The organism is Actinomycetota bacterium, from assembly GCA_014360655.1.
Lineage (GTDB): Bacteria > Actinomycetota > Geothermincolia > Geothermincolales > RBG-13-55-18 > JACIXC01.
Genome location: JACIXC010000014.1, coordinates 1 through 25,582, shown reverse-complemented (window position 1 = coordinate 25,582; position 25,582 = coordinate 1). Strand labels below are relative to the sequence as shown.

At 66.7% G+C, this 25,582-nt stretch carries 13 protein-coding genes; 6 read left to right on the top strand and 7 right to left on the bottom strand.

The genetic code is table 11. From position 1 onward, the window contains the following. Positions 1-291 precede the first annotated feature (291 nt). Positions 292-3,078, top strand: coding sequence for a VCBS repeat-containing protein (locus H5T73_09920; GenBank protein MBC7248082.1), 2,787 nt, complete (start codon positions 292-294; stop codon positions 3,076-3,078). Positions 3,079-3,247: 169 nt separating this feature from the next. On the opposite strand, the gene H5T73_09915 is transcribed toward H5T73_09920, so the two are convergent. Next, a complete protein-coding gene (locus tag H5T73_09915) occupies positions 3,248-4,690 on the bottom strand; it encodes a CoA-binding protein (protein MBC7248081.1) in 1,443 nt (480 codons plus the stop codon). Between the two features lie 329 nt (positions 4,691-5,019). Then, complete coding sequence (locus tag H5T73_09910; GenBank protein MBC7248080.1) at positions 5,020-7,545, bottom strand: hypothetical protein; 2,526 nt, start codon at positions 7,543-7,545, stop codon at positions 5,020-5,022. A 697-nt stretch (positions 7,546-8,242) separates the two neighbouring features. On the opposite strand from H5T73_09910, the gene H5T73_09905 reads away from it, so the two are divergent. The 3 genes from H5T73_09905 (at position 8,243) to H5T73_09895 (ending at position 10,194) form a co-directional block, all read left to right on the top strand. Next, positions 8,243-9,316, top strand: coding sequence for a hypothetical protein (locus tag H5T73_09905; GenBank protein ID MBC7248079.1), 1,074 nt, complete (start codon positions 8,243-8,245; stop codon positions 9,314-9,316). Between the two features lie 161 nt (positions 9,317-9,477). Next, positions 9,478-9,807 (top strand): hypothetical protein, encoded by a 330-nt coding sequence (locus tag H5T73_09900; protein MBC7248078.1) that lies wholly within the window; start codon positions 9,478-9,480, stop codon positions 9,805-9,807. A gap of 66 nt (positions 9,808-9,873) precedes the next feature. Then, entirely contained in the window at positions 9,874-10,194 is a 321-nt protein-coding gene (locus H5T73_09895) for a hypothetical protein (protein ID MBC7248077.1), read from the top strand. Positions 10,195-10,244: 50 nt separating this feature from the next. Here the strand turns inward: H5T73_09895 and H5T73_09890 are convergent, their stop codons facing one another. The 4 genes from H5T73_09890 to mazG form a co-directional block, all read right to left on the bottom strand. Next, entirely contained in the window at positions 10,245-11,183 is a 939-nt protein-coding gene (locus H5T73_09890; protein ID MBC7248076.1) for a class I SAM-dependent methyltransferase, read from the bottom strand. A gap of 18 nt (positions 11,184-11,201) precedes the next feature. Then, positions 11,202-13,706, bottom strand: a complete 2,505-nt coding sequence (locus tag H5T73_09885; protein MBC7248075.1) for a glycosyltransferase — start codon at positions 13,704-13,706, stop codon at positions 11,202-11,204. Positions 13,707-13,778: 72 nt separating this feature from the next. Continuing rightward, positions 13,779-16,313 (bottom strand): SpoIID/LytB domain-containing protein, encoded by a 2,535-nt coding sequence (locus tag H5T73_09880; protein MBC7248074.1) that lies wholly within the window; start codon positions 16,311-16,313, stop codon positions 13,779-13,781. A gap of 386 nt (positions 16,314-16,699) precedes the next feature. Then, entirely contained in the window at positions 16,700-18,205 is a 1,506-nt protein-coding gene (gene mazG, locus H5T73_09875) for a nucleoside triphosphate pyrophosphohydrolase (GenBank protein ID MBC7248073.1), read from the bottom strand. Positions 18,206-18,941: 736 nt separating this feature from the next. Here mazG and H5T73_09870 point away from each other — a divergent pair. Beyond that, the gene (locus H5T73_09870) at positions 18,942-20,993 is read left to right on the top strand and encodes a glycosyltransferase family 39 protein (protein ID MBC7248072.1); all 2,052 of its coding nucleotides are present in this window, start codon (positions 18,942-18,944) and stop codon (positions 20,991-20,993) included. 54 nt (positions 20,994-21,047) lie between these two features. Here the strand turns inward: H5T73_09870 and mfd are convergent, their stop codons facing one another. After that, positions 21,048-24,389 carry a transcription-repair coupling factor gene (gene mfd / locus H5T73_09865; protein MBC7248071.1) on the bottom strand — a complete coding sequence of 1,114 codons (3,342 nt, stop codon included), beginning with the start codon at positions 24,387-24,389 and terminating at the stop codon, positions 21,048-21,050. 657 nt (positions 24,390-25,046) lie between these two features. Here mfd and H5T73_09860 point away from each other — a divergent pair. Then, positions 25,047-25,582: helix-turn-helix domain containing protein (locus tag H5T73_09860; GenBank protein ID MBC7248070.1), on the top strand; the 536-nt coding region annotated here is incomplete at its 3' end.

Below are 25,582 nucleotides of genomic sequence, written 5' to 3'. Positions count from 1 at the left end.
GGGGAGGTCAACCCCTCGCCCACCGCTGCCGATAACAGAAAGGAAGCCGGTTGAAGCTAAAAAGCGAGAAAACAACGATGCAGCCGGCTCCTTGCTTAACTATCGGCCGAAGGCGCGGGAAGGGGACTGCCGTCGACCGTTTCACCCGCAGACCGCTTCACCCCGGGTGACGGCCGGGCGGCGGGAACGTCCGGGCGGGCTTCCTCGGTAGGGGATGACGAAGGCCCGGCGTGCCTCGTCCTGGCGAAGCTTGACACACTGCATCGGAAGGAGAACGCGGGAGGAAAAGGGATGATTATCGCGGGGAAGACAACATCCAGGTCGCTGACCGTGCTGGTCGCCGTGGCCGTTCTCATCTTGACCACGCTGCTCGCGCTCGCTCCTCCCCCACGCGAGGCGGGGGCCGATGTCACGCCGCCCCAGTGGTACAAGATGTGGGAGGTATCCACGGGCAGCGGCTTCAAGCACGCCTCGCCCACCCTGGCCGACCTGGACGGCGACGGACGCCAGGAGATCATCACCGGCAACCTCAACGGTCATATCTATTGCCTGGACGCCTTCGGCAACGTCCGCTGGGCCCGTTACACCGGCGCCGCCATCCAGTCCACGCCCTGCGTCGTGGACTGCGACGGCAATGGACTCATGGAGATCTACATCGGCTGCGACAACGGTTACGTCTACGGGCTGAACCACCTCGGACAGGACCTCTCCGGCTGGGGATGGCCCAAGTTCGCCGGTTCCGCCTACGGTTACAAGCAGGTCTTCCCCTCTCCGGCCAGCGGCGACATCGACGGGGACGGGGACCTGGAGATCGTGGTGGGCACCTGGGGCCATTACGTCACCGCCTGGCACTACCAGGGTCCCCTGGCTTTCCAGTACTACAACGCCGACAGCGTGTGGTCCTCGCCCGCCTGCGCGGACATAGACCTGGACGGCAAGGACGAGGTGATCATCGGGGCGGACTGCTGGAGCGGGCCCAACTGGCCCTGGCCCCGCGGCGGCCTGCTCTACGTCTTCGAGGAGAACGGCTCCATCAAGAGCGGCTTCCCCAAGTGTATACCCCAGGTGGTATGGTCATCGCCGGCGGTAGCCGACCTGGACCTGGACGGCTTCCCCGACATCGTCGTGGGAACGGGGCACTACTGGCAGAACACCGACCCCGGCCAGCCCACCTACCTCTCGTATGCCGACGGTAAGCACGTCTATGCCTTCAACTACCGCGGGGAGAGCCTGCCCGGCTGGCCGGTGAACACCGGCGACAACAACTTCTCGTCCCCCGCCGTGGCCGACCTGGACGGCGACGGCTTCTTCGAGGTGGTATGCGGCAGCAACGATGACTGGCTCTACTGCTGGGAGCATAACGGCGCCCTCAAGTGGCAGCGCAAGTACTACGGCACGGACAAGCTGGGGTCTCCCGTCATAGCGGACATCGACGGCGACGGCGACCTGGACTGCCTCATCGGCGAGGGGATGTCCATGGTGGGCTTCGACGCCTGGGGAAACACCGTGCTGGTGGTGCACACGGGCGCCATCATATTCAACTCCGCCGCCGTGGGAGACATCGACGGGGACGGGAGGACCGAGGTGGTGGTGACCAACGGTGTGGAGGGAGACAACGGCCGCATCATCTGTTACAAGGCCGGCAACTGGAACGCGGGCCTCGCTCCCTGGCCCATGTTCCGCAAGGACCGCCACCACAGGGCATGCTTCCCCCACCAGGAGGTGCCGGACATCTGGAGCCCCCAGGAGGTGAGGAGCAGCGCTTACTTCGCGGAGGGATACACGGGGCCCGGCTTCAGGGAATACATCCCGCTCATGAACGACAATCCCTTCGGCATCACGGCCCAGCTGCGCTACATACTGAGAAGCGGGCTCTCCGCCATCCAGGTCGTCCACCTGCCGCCCAGTTCGCGCGTCACCGTGGTCGTCAACTCCATGATAGCGGGACAGGACGTGAGCGCATACGTCATCTCCAACCACGAGGGTCTCATCAGCGAAAGGGCCCTTTACTTCACCTACAACGGGCAGTGGAGGGGAGGGCACGACGCCATGGGCGCGGACGCCCCGCGGAAGGAATGGTACTTCGCCGAGGGCTGCACGCGCCCCGGCTTCCAGACCTGGCTGTGCCTGCAGAACCCCAACCAGGCCCCCACCCGCGTCTACATCGACTACCTCTGCGGGGACGGCAACAACGTGTACCGCGAGGTGGTGATGGGCCCGCGCTCCCGTTCCTCCATCCCCGTGCACGGCTGGGACGTGGGCATCGGGGTGCACGACAACCAGCACGGCGACGTCTCCATCAAGGTGCGTTCCGACCTTCCCATCGTGGCCGAGAGGCCCGTCTATTTCAACTACAACGGGGCGTGGAACGGCGGCCACGACGTCATGGGCGCGGACGCCCCGCGGAAGGAATGGTACTTCGCCGAGGGCTGCACGCGCCCCGGCTTCCAGACCTGGCTGTGCCTGCAGAACCCGAACCCGCGAGCCACCCGCGTCCACATCGACTACCTCTGCGGGGACGGGAACAACGTGCGCCGCGAGGTCTTCGTGGAGGCGTACTCCCGGTCCTCCATACCCGTGCACGGCTGGGACGTGGGCATCGGGGTGCACGACAACCAGCACGGGGACGTCTCCATCAAGGTGACCTCCGACCTGGAGATCGTGGCCGAGAGGCCCGTCTATTTCAACTACAACGGCGCCTGGGCCGGCGGCTCCGACATCATCGGTTCCACCTCCGCCCACCGCAACTGGGTCTTCGCCGAGGGCTGCACGCGCCCCGGCTTCCAGACCTGGCTGTGCCTGCAGAACCCCAACCCGCGACCCACCCGCGTCTACATCGACTACCTCTGCGGGGACGGGAACAACGTGCGCCGCGAGGTCTTCGTGGAGGCGTACTCCCGGTCCTCCATACCCGTGCACGGCTGGGACGTGGGCATCGGGGTGCACGACAACCAGCACGGGGACGTCTCCATCAAGGTGCGCTCCGACCTTCCCATCGTGGCCGAGAGGCCCATGTACTTCGGCGGAGACACGCCGGGAGGGCACAGCACCTGCGGTTTCGGATATGACCCCAAGTAAGATACCGGAAAGGCCCCGGGCCCATCTCCGCATGTCGGGGCCCGGGGTTTTCCATCTCGCCATGTAGCTGCGGCTAACGATGCGGAGTGGCCCGAGGCGCGGGGGCTCATTTCCCCTCTCCCTCCCTTCCCCACTTGGGCGCGGCTCTCGAAAGCGAGGCGGCGGCCCCTCAACCCGCGGCCCCCTCCTCCCTGGCCAGGCGGGAGAAATGGAGGTAAGCCCGCATGGCCAGCACGCAGGAACGCAGGTCTATGAAGACGGGGATGCCGTATTCCCGCATGCGGGTCTCGTATTCCACGAAGTAGCGCAGGTCACCGAAGACCCAGGAGACCACGGCCTTGCCGCTCTCGCGCGTGACCCTACCTATCTCCTCGAAGGGATAAATATCCAGGAGACGCGAGGAGAAGGGGAGGAGGATCACCCCGTCCACGCGGTCATCCGCCAGGACCTCCCGCAGCGTCTCCGAGAAGACCGCCGGGCCCCTCTGCTCGATGGCCGGCCAGATGTCCACGGGGTTTGAGGGTGGCATCCAGGGCGGGAATATCTCCGCCAGGCCCCTGAGCGTGCGCTCCTCCAGGGCGGGCAGGCGCAGCCCCGCGTCGCGCAGGAGGTCCGTCGTCACCACCCCGCCGCCGCCCGTGATGGTCACCACGGCCACGCCGTCCCCCTGGGGCGAGGTCAGGCGGAAAGGCTCGGGGTGCAGCGAAAAGGCCTTTCCCAGGTTCATGAGGTCGTGGAAATCGTACACGCGCACCACCCCCGCCTGGCGCAGCGCCCCGTCCACCACCTCGTCCGAGCCCGCAAGGCTCGCGGTGTGGGAGAGGGCGGCCCGTGCCGCTTCCTCGTACCTCCCGCCCTTGAGCACGGCCAGAGGCTTGCGTCCCCGCATGGCCCGCGCCGCCTCGAGGAACTCGCTCCCGCGGTTTATGGACTCCAGGTAGGCCACCACGGCCCTGGTGGCCTCGTCCTTGGAAAAATATTCCAATACATCCACCTCGTCCACGTCTATCTTGTTGCCGATGGCGCATGCCTTGCTCACCTTGAAGAAACCCGACAGCACGTACTGGAACATGAACCCCGCCGCCAGCATGCCGCTCTGGGCTATGATGCCCAGGTTGCCCGGGGCCAGCCGCTTGTGGGCGTTGGTCGCGCGCATGAAAGGCGTGAAGATGAAGGGGTCCGTGCACACCAGGCCGGTGCAGTTGGGTCCCCACAGGCGCAGGTTCCCCCGCGAGGCTATCTCCTGGCAGCGGCGGGTCAGCTCCCGCCCCTCCTCTCCCACCTCGGCGAAGCCGCCGGACTCGATCACCGCCGCCCGCACCCCCGCCGCCACGCAGTCCTCGAGCACCCCCGGCACCGCCGCCGCCGGCACGAAGACGACGGCCAGGTCCACCTTGCCCGCCAGATCGCGCAGCGAGGGATAGCACCGTGCGCCGAGTATCTCGTCCCTCCCCGGGTTCACCGGGTAAACGGGGCCCGCGAAGGATTCCAGCATGTTGGCCAGGATGTTGTAGCCGCCCTTGGCCTTGTTGGCGGTGGCGCCCACCACGGCCACGCTGCGCGGGGCGAAGAACACGTCCAGGTCGCTACGGTCGTTGCCGTTCCCGTACATCGCTTCGGCTCCTGTTCCTCGATCCTTTCTCCGATCACGCCGTACGCCCCACCCGCCCCTCAGGATACATTCCCTCATGCCCCTGCCCCGATGCACCCTGCCCCGATGCCCCTATTCTACACGCCCCCCGTGCCTCTCCACCCCCGGGAATACGTTTTTCACCGTGCCGCCGGACGCCGCGTAAACCGGTACTGCGCATCACCGGGACGCTCCCCACGCCGACAGCTCCTCTCCGCCTACCGCCGGCAAGCCCTCCGTAACATGAGCGCTCCACCTTCGCCCGCCGCTAAGGGCCTGCGCCCACTGCCGGAGGCGGCAGGTCGGCGCGATCACCTCACCGTCAACTCCAGCTCCCGCACTCCCCCGAACCAGCCGAAACCCTCGCAGGTCAGGCCGATGAAGACTCGGTAACCGCCCGGCGCCGCCGGAATCCTCACCAGGGTGGGCACCGCCACGGACTGTCCCGGCGACACGTCGCAGGGAAGGGTGCAGCGTTGCTCCTCCCATACCTTTTCCCCGTCCTGCTCCCAGCGCACGGCGATGTGCACCAGGCCCTCGGGGTGCAGGAACTCGTCCTCCTTCGTCTCCCAGGCGGCGCGCCAAAGGGTGTCCCCCAGGTTGACCGCCTCGAGATCCAGGGGGAGCAGGCCGTCCGGGGAGGGAAGCACCATCTCCTCCCCTCCCACGAGGGTGAGCTCCCCCTCGAGCCGCGAGGGCTCCACGGACTGCGGGATCTCCGCCACCTCCAGGTCAAAGGAATATTCCCTCGCGCCCAGCACGCCCCCCCGCAGGGAGAGGTCCAGGCGGTACGAACCCGGGGGCGGGGCCTTTTTCACGTAAACGGGGAGGCACACGGCCTCACCGGCCTGCAGGAAGAAGGGAGCGCGGTAGGTCACCTCCTCCCGCAGGGCCTCCCCTCCCCCCTCGTCGCGGAAGGTCAGCACCGCTTCCTGGGGGTCTTCCTCCGCCATCACCAGGGGCGCTTCCGCGCGGTTGCGTGCCAGGATCCCCAGGTTGAAGCCATCCCCGGCGCGCACCTGCCCGGGGCAGACGGCATCTATTTCCAGGTCCTGCCAAGAAGCCGCCGGGCCGGGCTCCACGCGGAAGACGGTATGCGTCCCGAAATCCCTCACCTCCGTGAGCCCCGGCTGTTCCCGCAGCCGTGCCGCGTATTCCTCCCTTTTCTCCGGCGGTGTCCAATCCCAGTTCCAGAGGACGAAGTCCACGCCCAGGCCGCGCAGCAGCTCCACGCCGCGGCGGGAGGGGAACCCCTGCATCTCGATCATGGTGCGCCGGTAGAAGTAGGGGAAGTAACCGCTGTAGCCGTTTACTATTTTCTTCCAGTGACGGGTGCTGAAGTACATCGCCTGCGCCTCCCGGTCGTGGTATTCCTCCACGTCCGTGAAGGCCAGGTCGTTGTCGCGGTCGTAACGGTTGAGGCCTCCCAGCGGGGAGGTGGGAAGCTCGATGGCCGCCACCTCTCCCTGCTCCCCGAGCCAGGAATAGACCCCGGGCACCTCTCCCTTGACGGGGACCCTGAACACGTAGAGGTTGGTGGAGGCCAAATCGACCAGGACCACGGCCAGAACGAGTAAGGAGAGCGCTTTTCCCGCCCGCGAGCCGGACTGCCGCGCCGCAGTGCTGGAGGCGACCACGCGGGAGGCGCCCACGCGGGAGGAGATCTCCCCCGCGCCGAAACCCGCGAGAACGGCCAGTCCCAGTATGACGAGCGTATAGAAGCGCGCCGGCACGCGGATGAACCTCATTATCCCCACCTTGTAGAGGAGGTGGTAGAGTGGATTGGTGATTCCCCTGACCTCCGGTCCCATGGCCACCAGGAAGGCGGCGGCCGCCAGGACGAGGAAATAGATGGCAGCCTTCCTGCGGGAGGCGCGTTCGCCACTGCCCTCCTCCTTCTCCCCTCCCTTCTCCCTGCGCAGAAAAAGGAGGATGAGGGCCGCCAGGGCCAACAGGGGCACCGCCAGGCCCGGAAAGCACACCCTTTCCGTTCCCGCGATGGTCAGGGGGCCGGGCGCGCCGCCGTAGAGCACGCTGTGGTGGGTGACCACCAGGAGATCCCCCAGGTTGAGGGAATACATGGTCTCCGCCTCGCGGGTGCTGCGCTCGAAACCGGGCAGGCGCGCGTGCGCCCGCAGGTACGGCAGGGCGAAGGGAAGCACGCAGGCGAGCACCAGCGCGAAGGCGGCGACCGCCCATGCCAGCCTCCTCCACTCCACGCCGCGGCGGGCGAAAAGGGCCTTCCAGGCCCACATGAGGCCGGCGGCGAAGAAGCAGAACACCAGGTAATGCCAGCTGCAAAGCGACTGCACCAGCAGGAAGAGCCCGAAGAGCAGCAGGTTCTTCCTGCCGCCTTTTTCCAGGTAACGGTTCTCGTAGAGGAGCATGAAGGGGAGGAAGGCCGAGAAATAGACGTGCAGGTGTCCCATCTTCGTTATGCGGTAGGTGACGAAGGAGAAGTAGGCGCCGGCTATCAGGCCCCCGGCGCGGCTGCCCTTCCATTCCCTCACCAGCAGGTAGCAACCGAAGCCGGAGAGCACCATGGCCAGGAAGAGGAGGAAGTTGTACGCCAGTACGGGGTTACCGCTCACGTGATAGACGGGAGCCGCCAGCACCCCCAGGGCGAAGAGGTGTTCCGAGTAGGCGAGGACGTCGCGGGATGGGTAGATTATGTTGCCCTGGAAAAGACCCCAGGGGCGGGTGAATACGGTCTTGGCGTCCCAGGTCACGATCCAGGTGTTGAGGAGCGTATCGTTGCGGTTGCCTACCACGCCCTCGTGCACGTGCAGGATGAGCGGCCAGGTGAAGAAGACCGCGAGGAGGAGGAAGAAGGCCAACACCGCCGCGTACTCCTTCCCGCGGCCGGGGAGGCAAGCGCCCCGCGTCGTTCTTCCCCGGGGCCGGAAAGGGAGTGATATCCCGCGCGCCTTTCGCTTTTCCCCAAGCGTGGTTTCGCCAAGACCATGCGCAACACCGTCGTCCATCCGCTGCGCCATTCCTCTCTTTCTCCCCTTCCCGGACGTGACTTTCTCAATATTATGCGACCGCTATCCCGCTTTCAACGGTCACGCCGTCCCCGGCGAGAAGCCCCGGTCGAGCCGAGCGGCCGCCTGCCCCGCGCACTGCCCTGAAAGGGCGCCGTCCATGCCATGAACGCTGGCCCACGGGTACGCGCCGGTCAAGGCCCGCATGTCGATCCCTTCCCCTTCCGTGTTTGAACCAATCGTGCAGGCCCGGGACGGATCGGCACGTTGCCGTCCGGCGGTCAGCGCCGGGTCGTTCCTGTCCGGGACCTGGACCGCGCACAAAGGTGAGAGGGTGCGCCCGCGTTCTTGCCCCGAAGGGTTGGCATGAAAAGGGCCTTCCCATAATTCTTGACCCATGCCCCGGGGAAAATTAATATCCAGTTAAAACGCCGGTAGGTATCCAGCTTGGCCTGCGACGCTAGGGGCTTGCATGGTCGGCTGATCGTTCTTGCTGGAAACCTCCGGCTCGCCGCAAAGACCAGCCCGGCCTGCAACGCGAGGTGCTTGCATGGTTGCTGCGAGTTGGAGGGGTCGCCTGGCACGCACGGTCTTTCTCGCCGTGCTCTTCGGCATCGGCATCGCCGTCAGCGGCTTTTGCTGGAACAAGGTCAGGTTGCCTTTCAGGAATCCCGGCGGCATCACCGGTCTCCTCCCCAGGATGCGCTTCAGCCCTTACAACAACATCGCCAGGTTCCTGATCGTCGTTTTCGCTCCCTGCCTCTTGCTTGTGATCGCTTACGCCTTTGCCGAAAGGCTCAAGTTGCGACCCGTGTTTCATGCGGAAAAAACGCCGACGGCCTCACCGGAAATGCGACCCACGGCGAGCAGGAAGGCGAGGTGCTTCCTCCTTTTCGCGCTTGCGGTCTTCACGGTCGTCAACCTGCTGGGAATATCCAACTACGGTACCTGGGTCGACTCTTTCCACGACGGGGAAACGCTGTGCCCGGCGATCTCGTACATGGACGGGCAGGTTCCTTACAGGGATTTCTGGTTCGCACATGGCCTGTACCAGGACCCCCTGCGCTCGGTGCTGGCTTTCAAGCTGTTCGGGAAGTCCATCGCTTCCATGAAGGCCCTTCAGACCATGAGCCAACTGGTGATGATCCTTTTACTTGCCTTCCTGTTATACAGGCTTTTCAAAGGCGATCTCCTGCGCGTGTTCGCCACCATGCTCCTCCTTTTCGTGCTCATGGGCATGCTCGGCGACGGTCTCCACTTTATCGTCGCCGAGCACCGGGAGATGATTCCAATACTGTTCCTCATCCTCCTCACCTACCTGCATGAACTGCTGAAAGACGACGCGGGGCTGGAGGTGGGCGGGCGGCGCAGGCGGAAGATGAGCGCGCTGTGTTTCCTGTTGTCTTTCCTACCCTTCGCCAGCCTTGCCTACTCGATCGACAGGGGCACGTATCTGCTTGCAACCTACGTGCTGCTCGCCCTCGCGGTATACCTTTTCTTCGTGAGGAGATCGGGGCTGGCGAGGGGGGCGGTGGCCTCCTCCTCCCTGGGTATCGTCACGGGGGTCCTCTTCCTGGGGTACCTGCTGCGCTGGGGCTACGGGGACTTCCTTTATTTCACGTAAGTTTTCGTGCCCAAATACAAGGAGCTCGCCGATGGCTTGGTCTACCCGATCAGGCAACCCCAAGGGTACCTGTTGGTGATACTGATCGCCTTCAACACCTTCTGGCTGCTCTACAGGTTCCTCCGATCGCTCCAGGAGCAGGGAAGGCACCTGGGCCGGGGTTGAGGGCGTTCTTCGAGCGTTACCTCGTGGAATTCGCCCTCTGGTCGCTGGCGATACTGTGCTTCAGAAACGCCCTGGGCCGCGCGGACGTGCCGCACATCCGGTACAGTTCCCTGCTTTCCTTCGTGCTGTTTTTCCTGTTGCTTTTCAAGCACATCCCGGAAGCATGCGCCTCCTGGGACGCTCTCTACGCCAGGTCCCGGAGGTTCCTGGCGCCCTTGCTTGTCTTGCTTGTTTGCGCTTCTTCCATCTATTGCACCTACAGGATAGCCGAAAGGGACACCCTGGCCGCGGCGTTTCCTTTCGGTACCCCGGACGAGGCATACTAGCGGACAACGGGATGGTCGAACGCGCTCGCGTTCCTCGAGAACAATCTGGGGCCCCATGAGCGCTTCATGACCTTGACCAACGAGCCCCTCTGGTACTATTTCATGGACATGCCCAACCCCACCAGGCACCCTTTCGCCTTCTACTCCATGCTGGAGAGTTCCCAGGACGAGATGATAAGGGACATGGAGGGAAAGAACGTGAAGCTTTTGATAATGAACAGCGAAAACTCTCCCTTCTGTGACCTCGACGGAATACCCAACGCGGAGCGCATGCCCAGGGTATACGAGTACATCGAGGATAACTACGCTCCTTTCGTGAAGATAGATGGCATCGATATCTGGATAAGGGCGGAACGGCGTACCGCGTCACCGTCGCAGGCCAACTGACGTTCCGGCCGTATGCGCAGAGCGGGGAGGGCGAAAAAGCCGCCTGCCCCTCAGCTCGTCTTCCCGGCGAGGAGGTAGCAGAACAGGGGTTTGACGAGGCGCGCCCGCGTCAGCAGCTCCTCGAGGGCTATGAACTTCTTCATGAGCCTTTCGTCCTCCGCGCATTCCTCGAAATGCAGGCCCAGGCCCTCGAAAGCCGGGTAGTCGAGGCCCCCGTACAGGTAGATCTTCTCGATGCGCAGGTGCCTGCGGGAGGCTTCCAGTATCTCGCTCGAACGCACGGCTTCCGAGGGGTCCAGGGTGGCGGGGTCGATGTTCCTGATCCACAACTTTTTCTTGTTCTCGTGCGTCCTCCTGCGCGACGGCGGCCACACCAGGATGTTGACGAGCAGCGAGGCCCACAGGCGGTTGCGCAGCGGCACCTGCAGCCTCTCGGGGCCCACGTACTCGTTGCAGAAGAAGTAACCGCCCGGCCTAAGGGCGCGGTTCACCTGGGAAAAGAGGTGCTCCAGCTCCGCGATGTGATGCACCGCGTGATTGGCGACGACGAGGTCGTAGCGCTCCTCGCGCAGCCGCATGGTGTTGAGGTCACCCCTGATGGGGACGAACTCGAAGCCCCATCCCTCGCAGTTCTCCCTGGCCCTGCGCAACTGCTCCTCGGAGAGGTCGACGCCCTCCACGGTGCCGAAGGTCAGCACGCCGGGAGAGAAGAGCTCCCTCTCGCCGCACATGTCGCCGCAGGCCAGGGCCAGCCCCCGCAGCGGCTTCCCCGACCTTTCCTCCCCTATGCTCTCCTTAAGCATGAGGTGCAGGGAGGGCACGAGCTCGCCCCGCGCATCATCTCCCAGGAATTTCCTTACGGCGTGCCGCGTGAAATAGGGGGTGCTCAACCAGCTGACCCGCCTCACCAGGTCCAGGTCCGCCCCGTCCCAGAACTCCCCGGCGCCGGCACCCGCGCCCTTTTCCTCCCTTTCCCCCTTGCCGTCCATGACCGCCTCCCGCCTGCCTCAACCTTCCCGCGCCGCGGCCTCCCGGCGCGGCCGTTCCCGCATATCCCGCAGCAATGCCGCTGCGGCGTCCAGGGCGGCCTCCGCGTTCGCCTCCCGGATAACACGGCCCAGCCCGTATTCCCTCACCCGTTCCGCCGGCGCCCCCAGGTCGAAGCAGCACAGGGGCACCCGCATGGACATGAGCTCCTCCGCCACGAAGGAGAAGGTCTCCGGCCAGATGGAGGGGAGCATGCACACGTTGACCCCGTGCGCTTCCAGGAGTTCGGGGAGCTCCTCGCGGCGGTAGAAGCCGGTGACCTCCAGGTTCTCCAGGGGCGGCCTGTCGTCCAGCTCGCCGATGACCACCACCCTCGCCCCGGGCATCCTCTCCCGCATGAGCACGGCCATCTCCACCACCAGGCGGCTGCCCTTGGCGTAGCTCAGGCGCCCCACCGCCCCCACCGCGAGGGGCCCCTCGTAGCGCAGCCGCGGCTTCCTCAAGCGCACCTCGCCCAGCTCGTGGGGCTGCAGCCTCGCCTTCCCGGAGACCCGGGGGTAGAAATGCTCCAGGATCTCCAGGCTGCTGCGGGAAAAGCAGCGCACCTCCCCGGCCTTTTCCAGCAACGCGCCCCAGGCCCCGCGCCAGTCCTCCACGTCGTATCGCACGTACGCCGCGTAATCGTTGCGCGGCAGGCAGCGACGGCAGGTCTCAACGTCCGGCCTGCCGCAGTGCGCGCCGTCGGCGCCTATTAGGTTGAAGCTGGGGCACACGGGGAGATAATCGTGCAGGGCCACGGTCAACTCCGCCCCCGTCCCCTCCGCGACCTCCGCCAGGAAACGCACCGTTTCCAGGGGGGCCGGGAAGGAGACCATGTCATTGTAGAAGACCTCCGCGAGCCCCACCCGGCCTAACAGCGCCTGCAGCTCCGGGAGATCCCGCAGGCAGAAGGAGGCGCGGTATTCCCCGAAAAGGCATTCCAGGCGGTAGAGTCCCCACCCCCGGTCGTAGGTGAGGACGAGCACCGGCTGCGCCGCGCGCAGGCGCTCCTCCACCAGGCGGTCGCGGTAATGCCGGGCCCCGCCGCCCAGGCGGTGGTCCACGATGAGGGCCGCTCCCCCCTCCCCGTGCTTGCACGAGAGCAGGGCGACCAGGAACTCGCGGTAGGGGCGCAGGGGATCCGCCTTGGCGAAGATGTCCAGCATCACGTTGTAATGGGGATACCTGCGGAACACCTCCGCCACGTGCCGCTCCAGCAGCGCGTTCCTGCTCCGCGGCGCGAAGGTGCCGCCGTGCTTGTGGTAGACGAAGAGGTTGGGCACGGCCACGTTGCGGTAACCGCGCCCGTACGCCCGCAGGCACCAGTCGTTCTCCTCCCCGTACCCGGGGCTGAAGGTCTCCTCGTCGAAACCCCCCAGCTCCTTCCAGGCGGCCAGGTTCACCCCCATGCAGAAGCCCACGCCGCTCGGCAGGTCCACCAGGCGGTCGGCCTTCGCCAGGCGGAAACAGCGGTCCACTTCCTCCACGGCCAGGCCGGCGAAGGGGCGGTTGTCCTCGTTGATGATGGGGAAGCTGCAGATGGTGCCGGCGTTGGTGAAGGGGGTGGTGCTGGCCACGCCGCCGTCCTCAAGGATGGGGGCCATGAGGCGCTGCAGCCAGTGGGGCGGCACCTCCACGTCGGAGTTCATGATGACGAAATGGTTCTCCACCTCGCGCGCGGCGCGGTTCACGGAGTGCACGAAGCCCCGGTTCCGTTCATTGCGCAGGAGCACGGTGCCCGGCGTGTCCGCCGCCACTCCTTCCAGGTATTCCCATACCCCGGCCTCGCTGCTGCAGTCGTCCACGAGGATGAGGCGGTAGGGGGAATCGGTGTTCCTCCGGATGGAATCGATGAGCGCCCTGGCGTCCTCCAGGTTGTTGTACACGGGGATGACGATGTCGATCCTCTCCGCGAGGGGCGGGAACTTGGGCTCCGCGGCGTGGAAGAGGGCGGCGGCTTCCGCGAGGTAGAGCAGCTCCGCTCGTCCCGCGAGGCGCATGGACTCGCGCGAGAGCCTCACGTAACGCAGGAGGGAGCGCGGGTCGCGGCGCAGCAGGTAGACGGCCGCCTTCTTCAGCGGGTTGAGCCTCAGCAGGCGCAGCGGGCGGAGAGCCCTCCGCAGGAAGCCCTTCCCTGCCGGGAGAGGCGCCTCCACGGGAAGCGAGACGCGGGAGCCGTCCTCGAGGGAGAACTCGAGGGAGTACGCGGTATCCGCGGCGCCCATCTCCCCGCATGCGTAAAAGCTGCTCTTCAGGAAGCGCACCGCGCCCGAACGGTCGTGGACGTGGACCCTTTCCAGGCCGAAGAGGGCGGGATACGAGGCGGTATCCCCGTCGCTGCGCGCGAGCGCGCAACCCAGGATCCTACCGCTCTCGTGCCAGGCCCAGCCGCGCACGCTCAGGCGCCCGCCCGGCGCGACGGCGACGTCCTCGAGGACGACGTGAAGGCCGCCCTTCGCGACGGCATGTTCCTTACCTTCCCGCATCCACTTCCTCCGCTTGCCGCCCGGCGACGTGGCCTTCCGCGTCCGACTCCCGGAACACGGGGACGCCCGGGCTTATGAGCCCGTGTAGCCCTCGGCGAAATACCAGATGGCGGAGGGTTGCGTTATCCCCTGCGACGCGTGCCCTCCCCTGCGCCCGTAGTAGTTGAAATACATGGCGCGCTCCGCCACCACGCCCCTGCCCCCCGTCTCCTCCACCACCGCCGAGACGTCGTGCGTGGGAAGGACGGCGTCCACCAGAAGGGTGTAGCGCGCCCCGGGTGGTATATCCTGGAATATCACGCCCTGCAGCCCCGCCGGCGTGAGGAGCGATATCTTCACCGTCGCCGTCTCCGCGCCCGGGTTGCCCACCACCACGTACTCGTCGAAATCGCCGCCCGTGTAGCCCTCCGCCAGGTACCAGCGGGAGGCCGCGGCGGGGGAGCCCATGGCGCAGCTCCCTCCCGCCTTGCCCCGGTAATCGAAGTACACGGAGCGCTCCGCCACCACCGGCACGTCGCTGCCCACGAAAACGGCCACCTCCGATGCCGGCAGGTGGGCGTCCACGTGCAGGGTGTAGCGCGAACGCGGCGCCACCGTCGCCCGCACCGTCCTGTTCTCCCTCCCGCCCGGGCGGCAGAGGCGGAACTCCACGTTCGCGGCCCGCGCATCGGGGTTGCCCACCGTGATCCAGGTGTCGAAGCTCTCCCCGGTGTAACCCTCGGCGAAATACCAGTTATTGGAAAGTACGGCGGCGCCTTCCGCGGTGTGCCCTCCCCTGCGCCCCGCGGTGTCGAAGTACATGGCCCTCTCCACGGCGATGGGGCGGTCGCACCTGACGCGCGCGGAAAACTCGCAGGAGGAAAAATCCGGCAGGGCATCCACCCCCAGGCTCAGCCGCGCCGAGGGAGGCAGCGCCAGTTGCACGGTCCGGTTGTAGCCGTCCCGGCGCAGCAGGTCCACGTAGGCCGTGGCTCCCTGCGTATCGGGATTGTAAAGGACGATCCAGGTGTCGAAGGACTGGGCGGTGTACCCCTCCGCCAGGTACCAGTCACCGGAAAGAGCGGACACGCCCGGGCTGCAGGAACCGCCGTCGAAATCTCCACGGTAGTTGAAATACATGGCCCTCTCGGCCACTATCGGGCGACCTGCCTGCACCCGCACCGAGACCTCCTCTCCACCCAGGAAATCGTTGACGTGCACCGTCCTGCGGGTGAGGGGGGGCATGTCCACGGAGACCTCGCTCGCGTACCCCCGGCCGCTCACCATCCTCACCACGGCGCTGGTGGCCTCCGCACCCGGGTTGGCCAGGACGATGTACTCGTCGAAGTTCTCCGAGCGCAGGGTGACCATGGCGCTGCGCAGGCCCAGCAGGCCGCGGAGCTGCTCGCCGCTGACCGTCACCCGGCCCGCGCTGCCGTTGAAGGCGGCCCGTCTCACCCTGCCGCTGGGCGTGCGGTCGGAGAGGTCGATGGAGTAAAGAGTGCCTATGTGGGTACCGGGGTTGGCATTCAGGCGGGACTCGATGTCCTCCCGCGACATGGTCACAGTCCAGTGGGCGTGGGGATTGGCGGAATCCATGCAGTAAGGGTCGGGGACCCCGCGCAGGTAGGGCACGGGCGTGCCCCCCCAAACGTCCTCGTTATTGTCCGTGTGCCCGCCGCAGGAGGAGGAGTAGAAGCACTGGGCGACCTGGCCCCCGTAGGTGAGGACCTGGCCCGCGGTGGCGTTCACCGCCTGCAACCAGCCGGAATCCTTCTCCTTGTCGTAACCGCGGTAATACTGGCAGTGCACCTCGTCACATATGTCGTAATTGGAGGAGGCGTGCTTCCCCATGGCGCGCACGGCATAGGAACGGGCCGCCACCGCCTGCGCCTTCACCGCCTCCTGCGGCCAGCTTCCCGGCACCTCGTCAAGCCCCCAGAGGTACGCCTCGAACCCACTCACCAGTATGGCCCGCAGCACCAGGGGGGAACCGTAAACGTTGAGCTCCAGGGGCGTCCCCCGCGTGAGGCGGCGGACGCCGCGGTTCCCGTTCTGGGGGAGGCGGAGCACGTCTCCCTCCGCGGAACCGCGCACGTAGAGGGGTTTCGCAGTGCTGCCGTAGGACGCGCCGTTGAGCAGCGACCCGTCGGGCCTGTAGATCCAGAAGCCTCCGGCGGAGCTGGGCCTGACGGTCCAGGTGCCGCCGGGGTAGAGGACGCCGCCGGGTATATCTCCGTCCGGGGTATAGAGCGCGAAGGACCCGCTCTCCGCCGCCAACTGCAGCGAGGACATCCCTTCCAGCAGGCCTACCCGTATGGTGGCCGGACAGGACCAGGCGCTCACCTGCGTCCCCCGGTAATAATAGGTAAGGATGGACCGGTAATCGCGGCCCGCCGCCGCCATACCGCGCGCGCCGTACTGGCACATGCCCACACCGTGCCCCCAGCCGGAACCGTCGAAAACGTAGCTCTGCCGCAGGGCCAGCGCCTTGCCCGGCCCCAGCGGCAAGGCGAGCGCGGCAGCCAGGGAGAACGCCACCACTACCGTGACGCAGAGGACGCCGGCGCGCTTGCCGCCGTTCGGAAGACCTCCGCTGTTTTCCGTCGCCACCTTCTTGCTTCCCAAGGTAACTGACCTCATCCCGGGCCTCTTCTTCCTTCCCTTCACGCCGTCCTTCCGCTCTCCCCCAGCCGTTCGCGCCACGCTACCCACTCCCCCTGCTCCGCCCTTGCTCTCCCCGTCGGAAACGCGCCTCCCCCGCTTCCCTCCCCCTCCCGGCCGCACGTTCTCGTCATATTCACGCCCCCATGATATCTCGCTGCTGATCCCGGGATCCGGTCCGCAACGGCTGCGCCTCACCGCGAGTGGGCCCGGACGGAGCCGACGCACGGTGCCGGCTTTACGCTTGTTTCCTTCGCCTCCTTACTCTTTCCTCCTTCTTCCCCCTTCAGGCCGCCTCGCCGGCCCTTCCCTGGCCCGGACGGCATGCGCCCCCGCGCCCTGGCCGCCCCCTAGGCCTCGCCCCTCCCTTTTGACTCTTCCCAGAGGCGGTCCAGTTCCTCCAGGGTCATGCCGGACATGTCCCGTCCTTCCTCCCTGCAGCGTCTCTCCATTTCCTGGAAACGGGAGGCGAACTTGCGCGAGGCGCGCCGCAACGCGATCTCCGGGTCCACGCGGTAATGCCGGCACACGTTCACCAGCGTGAAGAGCATGTCCCCCAGCTCTCCCTCCAGGTCGCCCTCGCCGCCCCGCAGCGCCTCCTCCAGCTCCCGCAACTCCTCCCCCAGCTTCGGCAGCACGTCGCTACCCGCCTCCCAGTCGAACCCCACGCGCGCCGCGCGCGACTGCAGCTTGAAGGCGTGGACCAGGGCGGGAAGTCCCTCCGACACCCCGTCCAGCAGCGACGCCGTGTCTCCTTCCTCCGCCACGCCCTCCCTCTCCTCGGCCTTTATCTGTTCCCAGCGCGCCACCACCTCCTCGGGCGTGCGCAGGTCCGCCTCCCCGAAGACATGCGGGTGGCGGCGCACCAGCTTGTCGATGATGAAGCGCAACACGTCGCGCATGTCGAAGGTCCCCTCCTCCCGCCCCAGTTGGGCGTGCAGGGCCACCTGCAGCAGGAGGTCCCCCAGCTCCTCGCAGAGGTGCTCCCGGTCGCCCCTCCGGATGGCGTCAACGGCCTCGTGGGCCTCCTCCACCATGTGCCGCGCCAACGTCTCGTGGGTCTGCCTGCGGTCCCAGGGGCAACCCCCGGGCCCGCGCAAACGGGCCACCACCTCCAGCAGGCGGCGGAAATCGCGTATCTCCGCCTCCGGAAGCGGGGGCACGTAGAGGCTGGTCAGGTGGTCGAAACGTTCGCCGCGGTCCAGTCCCTCCAGGGGGATCGTCTCCACCCTCTCATCCTCCGTGCCCGCAGCCGCCACCACCGCTATCCCGTGCTCCGGGGGATAGGTCTCCAGCAGGGCGAGCTTCACGTCGGAGGCCTTGAGGCGGGAGTCCACCTGGGCGACCACCACCCCAAGGCGCGGGTCGAGCTCGCCGTATTCACCCGCCGCCAGGCGTTCCCCGTCCAGGAGCAGCACCCCCTCGAGGAGCTCCCGCCGCAGGGGGATGAGCACGGCGTCCAGGAAGCTCACCGCCGCGTACAGGCGTACCTCCGCCTCCCCGGCCAGGAGGAGCTGCACCGACCTCTCCGCCGCCAGCGGATGGCCGGGGACGGCATAGCAGGCGGCCCCCTTCTCCCTCGCCGCCCGCAGGACCTCGTGCGCCATGCGCCGGTACGCGTCCTCCATGTCCACCGCCTCCTCGTAACAGTGGTCCAGGGAACGCAGGCGCACGCCGCGTGAGGCCAGCTCCTCCAGGCAGGGATGGCGGGAGGTGCGCACCAGCACCTCGTCCGCGGCGAGCATGAGCTCCATGGCCTGCATAGTGAGTAGGCCGGCAGGTCCCGGCCCCAGGCCCAGGACATGCACCACCGGCCTGCCCGCCTTCTCCTCCCTTACCTTTCCGCTGCCTTTCATTCCTCCTCTTTCCCGGGGACCGCCTTACGCCCCGCATCCTGCGGCCCTGTTCCATTTCTCCCCTTCCGCGGGTGTTTCCTGCAAGGTTTTCCGCAGGGGACGCGCCGCCTCCCTCTCCCACCCGTGCCTACGACCTACGGCACCAGTATGCGCGACCACGGTGCGAAGATGAAGCCCCTGTGCTGGTTCACTATGTAGTGAACCAGCACAGTGCCCGCGCGGTTTTCCCGGCGGCGCCCCCTCGCCGCCGCCATCCGGACGAACGGCCCGTACCCGGGCCGCGAACTCGTGCCGCGTCCGACCCGGGTTCCCGCGGGGTCCTCGCACGCGCACCCCCGAAGCGCGGGGGCAGTGTCGCTGCGTTCACCACACGGTGAACCGGGATACGACCTGGAGAAGTCGGCCCTCTCCGGGATGCGCCCCCGGGTCGATGCGTTCACCATGCGGTGAACGGGACACGGCATCACGGAGTTCCTGGACACGTGGACCCGGGATCGCGGGGATAGGCATGGTCTGTCCGCCTCGCGGCGGACCGGGCCTTTTCCTTTACGCGAAAATGGTTTGCCCATATCATTAAGCGAGGAGCCGGCGGGCAGCGTCCCGCGGACCGCTTCCAGGAACGCCGGGTGGCAGGGTATACGCGGCCGATGTTTCTCCGTTCCTGCGTGTCGGCGACGTAGGGTCGCGTCACGGTCAGGGGGGAAGCGGCTCGGAGTGGGATCGGGGTGTAGTACTCATGGTTGCCAGGGACCTCGCAGGACCTTTCAGGCGGGTGGCCGGAAAGCTGGCACCCGTCAGGATCTGGATATCGCTCGCCCTGCTCGCCTCCGTCTCCTGCGGGCAGTTCCTCTACAACCTGCGCGCCGGCCAGGGATATCTCTCGGAGAACCTGCAACGCCTGTCGCATTACCACCTCCTCTACCTCCTTTTCGCGGGGCTCCTGGGCCTTCTTTTTATCGCCGCCTTCTCCTGGATCGCGGCCCGCGTCTGCGCCATGTCCTTCCGGGACTCCTTCCGCGAGAGGGCTCTCGCTTCCCTGGTGCTGTTGCTCCTGCTCCCCGTCTCCTTCTCCGCCTTCCCCGGGGACGACCTACCGAAAACCCTCTATGCCGCCCTCGTCGCCGCATTTGCCCTTCTCTGCACGCTCCTTCTCATGTTCCGCGCGGCCCGGCGTCGGGGGCGCCGGGCGCATTTCACCATATTCGTGCTCCTTCTCGCCCTGGTGGCGCTGGCCTTCGCCCTGCGGGTCTGCTGCTTCTTCACCGTCCAGCGCTACGTGGATTCCGACGAAGCCACCATCGGCCTCATGGCGCGGCACATCCTGTACGAGGGCTCCAGGCCCATCCTCTTTTACGGTTCCGCGTACAACAGCGCCATCGACGCTTACGTGTCGGCCCTGCTCTTCTTCTTCCTCGGCCCGGTGAGCTTCGCCTTGAAGCTGTCCGCGATGCTTCCCCTGCTCCTTGCCATACCCCTCGCCTACCTCGTGGGCCGAACCTTCCACGACTACCGCACCGGCCTGGCGGCGGCGTTCTTCCTCTCCGTCGCACCGGCCAACCTGGTGGTGATCTCCACGCAGCAACTGGGAGGTTTTTCCTGGTCGCTCTTCCTGACCGCGCTCACCCTGCTCCTGCTCCTGAAGACGGGTGACCGGGGCTACATGGAAAGGCGGCCCTTCCTGCCCTGGTTCCTGGTGGGGGCGCTGTGCGGCCTCATGTTCTACGTGCAGCCCCTCAACATCCCCACCATCGCGGCCATCCTGCTGTTCGCGGTGGTCAGGCACGGCCGCCGTCCCCTGGTGCCGCTGCTCGCCGGAGCGCTCGTGGGATGTGCTCCCCTCGTCCTGTACAACCTCGTCCATCCCCTGGCGACACTGACCGACCTGCGGGCCCGCACCACTCCCCTAAACATCTGGCAGTTAAAGACGAACCTGAAAACGGTGGCCATGACCTCGTTCCCCCTGGTGCTGGGCATGAGGAGCTCGTGCGACACCAGGCTCCTGGCGCCGGCCTGGCTGGCCGTCCCGCTCTTTCTCCTCGTCTGCTGCTCGCTGCCGTACCTTCTCGTGCGCCTGTTCAGGCTCTTCGGGAAGAGTGCGGGGCATCCCGCGGATCCCGGCACCGCGGCGGAGATGGACGGGGCTTTCCTGTGCCTCGCCTTCATCGTGCTGGGACTGGCGTTCTACTCGCTCTCCTCGTACGTCGTGATAAACCCGGAATACCCGCGCCAGCTCATCGCCCTTTACGTGCCCCTCTACCTCGGCCTCGGCTATTTCCTCTTCCGCATGGCGGACGCATGCGGCGAGAGGTTCGGGGGGGCGGGGGCGCGCAGGCTCGCCACCGCCTGCGTGCTGCTGCTCTTCGCGGGCCTCGCGGCGCTGTACGGGACGGGCATGGCCGACCTGGCGAAGTGCGACACCTGTTTCGCCTACAACCGCAGGTCCTCGCGGGAGCTCATCGACTTCCTGGAGGAAAACGGCCTCGAGAACTTCTACACCGGTTACTGGACCGCCTACAAGGCCGCCTTCGAGAGCGCAGAGAAGGTCTGCGCCTCCCCGGCGGCGGGGCCGGTCAAGATGGACCGCTACCCCCCGTACACGGAGAGGGTAGACGGGTCGGAAAGGATAGCGGTGGTCTTCGAGGATTACAGGTTCCGCTCCATAGAGCTGATGGAGCAGGGCCTGGCGGCCGAGGAGATCGGGTTTCGCAAGACGGTGGTCGGTAACTTCGTGGTTTTCTGGGATTTTTCGCGCAGGCCCGATATCTGCCGCTACGGCCTGCCGGAATGAGGACCGCGCGCGGCGCCCCGCGGGGACTTCCCGCCCTCCCGCGCGGTCAATCCCCTACACATCCCCCACGGGCGCTTCTCCCGCCGCGGCCGCGATGAGCGTCCTGGCCAGGCTCTCGACGTGGTGTATTCCCATCTCCTTCCAGCCGGCCTCCTCGCAACGGAGCACCAGTTCCTGGACGCCGCGCCTGTGGACGTGGAGAGACCACGGGGACGCGGCCCTCTCCATGCCCGCCAGCAGCTCCTCCACCCTGCGTGCCCCGCCCGCGCCCAGCCGCAGCACCACCATGTCCCCCTCGCGGCCCACTTCCCTCACCCCCGCCGCCATGCAGGCGAGTCGCAGGCGCGCCACCGCGAAGAGGGTGTCCGACTCCGGCGGCGGAGGCCCGTAACGGTCCCTCACCTCCTCGTACAGCGAGGAGATCTCCGCCTCCTCCCGCGCCTCCGCCAGGCGCCTGTATATCTCCACGCGGCGGGAGGAGCGCGCGACGTACTCCTCGGGCACGAAAGCCCGCAGGGGAAGGTCGATGGTCACCTGCGAAGCGCGGGGCCGCCTTCTTCCCCGCAGCTCCTCCACCGCTTCCGCCAGCATGCGGCAGTAGAGCTCGAAGCCCACCGCCTCCACGTGTCCGTGCTGCTCCGGGCCCAGCAGGTTTCCCGCGCCGCGTATCTCCAGGTCCTTCATGGCCACCCGCAAGCCGGCCCCCAGCTCCGAGAAGTCGCGCACCACCTTGAGGCGCTGCGCCGCCCCCTCCGTCATGCGCCCACCGGGGCGGAAGAGGAAATACGCGTAGGCCTGGCGGTCGCTCCTCCCTATCCTGCCGCGCAGGTGGTAGAGCTGCGCGAGGCCGAGGTTCTCCGCCCCGTCCACGATGAGGGTGTTGGCGTTGGGGATGTCCAGGCCCGATTCCACGATGGTGGTGCACACCAGGACGTCGGCGCGGTGGGAGATGAAGTCCTCCATCACCCGCTGCAGCCTTTCCTCCCTCATCTGGCCGTGGCCCACCAGGACGCGCGCCTCCGGGACCAGCTCGCGCACGTGCCTGGCCGCGCGTTCTATGGTCTGTACGCGGTTATGCACGTAGAAGACCTGGCCCTCGCGGGACAGTTCGTTGCGTATGGCCTCCCGCACCAGGCGTTCGTCGTAGGGGCCCACGGAGGTGATGACCGCCTGGCGGTCCTCGATGGGGGTGTCGATGACGCTCATGTCCCGCAGGCCGGAGAGGGACATCTGCAGGGTGCGCGGTATGGGGGTGGCGGTGAGGGTGAGCACGTCCACGCTCCGCCGCAGCGCCTTCAGCCTCTCCTTCTGTGCCACCCCGAAGCGGTGCTCCTCGTCCACGATGACCAGGCCGAGGTTCGCCATGTGCACGTCTTCCTGCAGGAGGCGGTGGGTGCCGATGACCACGTCCACCTCGCCCGAGGCTATCTTTTCCAGCAATTCCCTCTGCTCCCGCGGGCTGCGGAAACGCGAGAGGACCTCCACGCGCACCGGGAAGGGGGAGAAGCGCTCGCTGAAGGTGCGGTGGTGCTGCTGGGCCAGGACGGTGGTGGGGACCAGCACCGCCACCTGCCTGCCGTCCATCACCGCCTTGAAGGCCGCGCGCACCGCCACCTCGGTCTTGCCGTAGCCGACGTCCCCGTAGACCAGGCGGTCCATGGGAACGGGCCTCTCCATGTCCTCCTTCACCTCCCGCACCGCCTTCGCCTGGTCCGGCGTCTCCACGAAGGGGAAGGATTCCTCCAGCTCCCTCTGCCAGGGATCGTCGGGCGAGAAGGCGTGCCCGGGGCGGGCCATGCGCTCCGCGTAGAGGCGCAGGAGGTCCACCGCCATCTCGCGAGCCGCGGCGCGCGCGCGGCGCTTCACGCGCTGCCAGTGGCGGCCGGAAAGGCGGTGCACGGTGGGCTTCTCGGCGCCGACGTAGCGGTGCACGAGGTCTATGCGGTCGCTGGGCACGTATAGCGAGTCGCCTCCCGCGTAGCGCAGGAGGAGGTATTCCCTCACCGACCCCTCGACCTCCCTCTCCACCAGGCCCCCGTAAACCGCGATGCCGTGGTTGACGTGGACCACGTAATCGCCTTCCTCCAGGTCCCACCAGCCCTCCACCGGCCGCCCCGAAGGCGGCACCCGCATCGCGGGGCGTGCACGCGGCCCCCCGAAGACGTCACGCTCGCCGATGACGATGAGCCTCGCTCCGGGAAGGCGGAACCCCCTGCCGCACCTGTCGCGTGAAAGGGCCAGTCTCCCGCGCCCGGCCGCACGCGCGGAGGAGACTGGTATCCCCTCCTCTTCCAGGAACTCCCTTATCCTGGCGCGGCGGCCCTCCGTCTCCAGGAACATCCACGCCTCCCAGCCCTGCGCGAGCAGTTCGCGCAGGTCGGAGGCGAGCGCGTCCATGCGGCCCCGGTACTGCGCCACCCCCGTCACCGGCAGGAAGGCGTGCGCCGCACCGGCCACGGGGTCCAGCTCCACGAGGCGGGGGAAGGCACCCTCCCCTTTCCGGAAGTCGCGTTCTTCCGTATCCCGTGACCCCTTTTCCCCGACGCATTCATGGAGGATGAGCTCCCCCGCGCCCTGCGAGCGCAACCTCTCCCTTATGAGCAGCGGCTGGGAGAAGACGACGGCTCCCCCTTCCCCCGGCAAAGCGAGCAGCGAACACTCCTCCGTGTGCGGGGAACGCACGGGGTATACCGCCGCCTCCTCCAGCGCCTCGCCGGAACGCTGGTCGACGGGGTTGAAGTATCGCACCCTCTCCACGCGGTCCCCGAAGAACTCCGCCCTCACCGGCAGGGGAAGCGCCGGGTCGTACACATCAAGGATGGCCCCGCGCACGGCGAACTGGCCTGCCCCTTCCACCAGGTATTCCCGCTGGTATCCCATGTCCGCCAGGCGCAGGAGGACCTCGTCTCTCTCCACCTCCATGCCCACCCGGATGCGCAGGGGCTCCAGGGCCTCCCGGCCGATCGGGAAGGGCCGGCCCAGGGCCTCCGCTTCGCACACCACCGCCACGTGCTTCCCGCCGCACAGGGCGGCGAGGGCGCGCGAGCGCAGCGATACCGCCTCCGCGTCCTCGCCCCTCTCCCCCGCTATGACCAGCTCGCGGAATGGGAAGGGCCTCACCGCCTCCCCTCCGAGCAGCTGTGCCAGCAGGTCTTCCATCTCCGCGGCGGCTTCCCTGCCTGGCACTACCACCAGGAGGGGCCCGCTGCAGGCCTCGAAGACGACGGCGGCCAGGAAGGGATGCACTTCCTCACCTGCGCCTATCACCAGGCGTCCGCGGATGTCGCGCCATCCCGGCAGCCGTTCCTCCAGGACGGCCACCAGGCGCTCCACGATGCGCCGCAGGGCTTCGGGCTCCCCCTCGGGCGCCGGCGACCCGGCCATGTCACCCATCATGCGTTTCCTTCCTCACCGTATCCGTTGCCTTGTGCGCCTCATATTCCATTTTATGGAAATGACTGCAAGGCCTCGGCGAAAACACCCAGGCCTGTCTCCATTCTACACCCGGCGCCCCCCTCCCGGCGGCGGGGCGGAACGGGCCGCCTCGCGCGGGGAAGGGGCCGGCTCTCATGTGGGTCCCCACGGTCCCGGCGACAGGAGGGGAAACGCCTGAACGCGGTCGGGGATGGCACTGGGACGTCCGAGATCCACACGCGAGGGAAACCCCTCCTCCATCCCGTTATGCCGGCAGGGGCGGGAAGAAGCCCGCGGCGCGGGCCTTGGGGCGCAGTTCGGTGCCGTATCGTTCCGGGAGGGGCTTTCCGGATCGGAAAAGGTTGGGGGTGTCCACCCGCCATCCTGGCAAGACAAGCTAAACCCGGATGGAGAAAGGGGTTATCTCTCAAATGTTCAAAATGTTGTTCAAAATCTTCAACCTGTCCTCTCCGATGCCCGGGTCAGTCGGGGAAGCGATAAACCCCGACGAGGTCGAGGGGAAACGGTGAAGCTGGCATTCGAGCTGGGGAGATGGTGATTCTGCCCAGGTTCAGAAACATGGTGGACACCCCCTATACTTGCTTTGTGATAAACGAAGCAGAGCAAGGAGGTGTCCAAATGAAGGGTTCAGTTGGAACCACTACTAGTATCTACCACACCAGGCTTCCCCATCAATGGGAGTTGGAGAGAATGATGGGCGAGGTCCTCTCCAGGGAGGCCAGAAGGAGGCTGCGCTGGATAGAGCACTTTCGCAGCTGCGGAAATGCCAGGATGACCTGCCGCCACTTCGCCATCTCCCCCACCACCTTCTACAAGTGGCTGAAGAGGTACCTGAAACGGGGGCTCAGGGGACTGGAGGACCTCCCCCGCACCCCGAAAAGGAAAAGGGTCTCGGAGATCCCCTGGCAGACGATCCAGCTCATCTGCGACTTAAGGAGAGAGCACCCCGCCTGGTCCAAGCACAAGATAGCGGTGATCCTCAAGAGGGACTACGGCATCCGCCTTTCTTCCTCCAGCGTGGGAAGGGTCCTCAAAAGGAAGGGCCTCTACGATAAGAGGGTCTCCAGAAAGAAGAGCCGGGCGGCCAAAAGGAGGAAGGCTCGCCTGCGCTCGGAGGGCTGGATGAGGAAGGCCTTCCCGGGGTGCCTCATCCA

Coding starts and splice junctions, on each gene's coding strand:
- H5T73_09915 (MBC7248081.1), bottom strand. CDS start 4,690: ATGTACGGGAACGGCAACGACCGTAGCGACCTGGACGTGTTCTTCGCC.
- H5T73_09920 (MBC7248082.1), top strand. CDS start 292: ATGATTATCGCGGGGAAGACAACATCCAGGTCGCTGACCGTGCTGGTC.
- mfd (MBC7248071.1), bottom strand. CDS start 24,389: ATGATGGGTGACATGGCCGGGTCGCCGGCGCCCGAGGGGGAGCCCGAA.
- H5T73_09885 (MBC7248075.1), bottom strand. CDS start 13,706: ATGCGGGAAGGTAAGGAACATGCCGTCGCGAAGGGCGGCCTTCACGTC.
- H5T73_09905 (MBC7248079.1), top strand. CDS start 8,243: ATGGTTGCTGCGAGTTGGAGGGGTCGCCTGGCACGCACGGTCTTTCTC.
- H5T73_09890 (MBC7248076.1), bottom strand. CDS start 11,183: ATGGACGGCAAGGGGGAAAGGGAGGAAAAGGGCGCGGGTGCCGGCGCC.
- mazG (MBC7248073.1), bottom strand. CDS start 18,205: ATGAAAGGCAGCGGAAAGGTAAGGGAGGAGAAGGCGGGCAGGCCGGTG.
- H5T73_09895 (MBC7248077.1), top strand. CDS start 9,874: ATGACCTTGACCAACGAGCCCCTCTGGTACTATTTCATGGACATGCCC.
- H5T73_09870 (MBC7248072.1), top strand. CDS start 18,942: ATGGTTGCCAGGGACCTCGCAGGACCTTTCAGGCGGGTGGCCGGAAAG.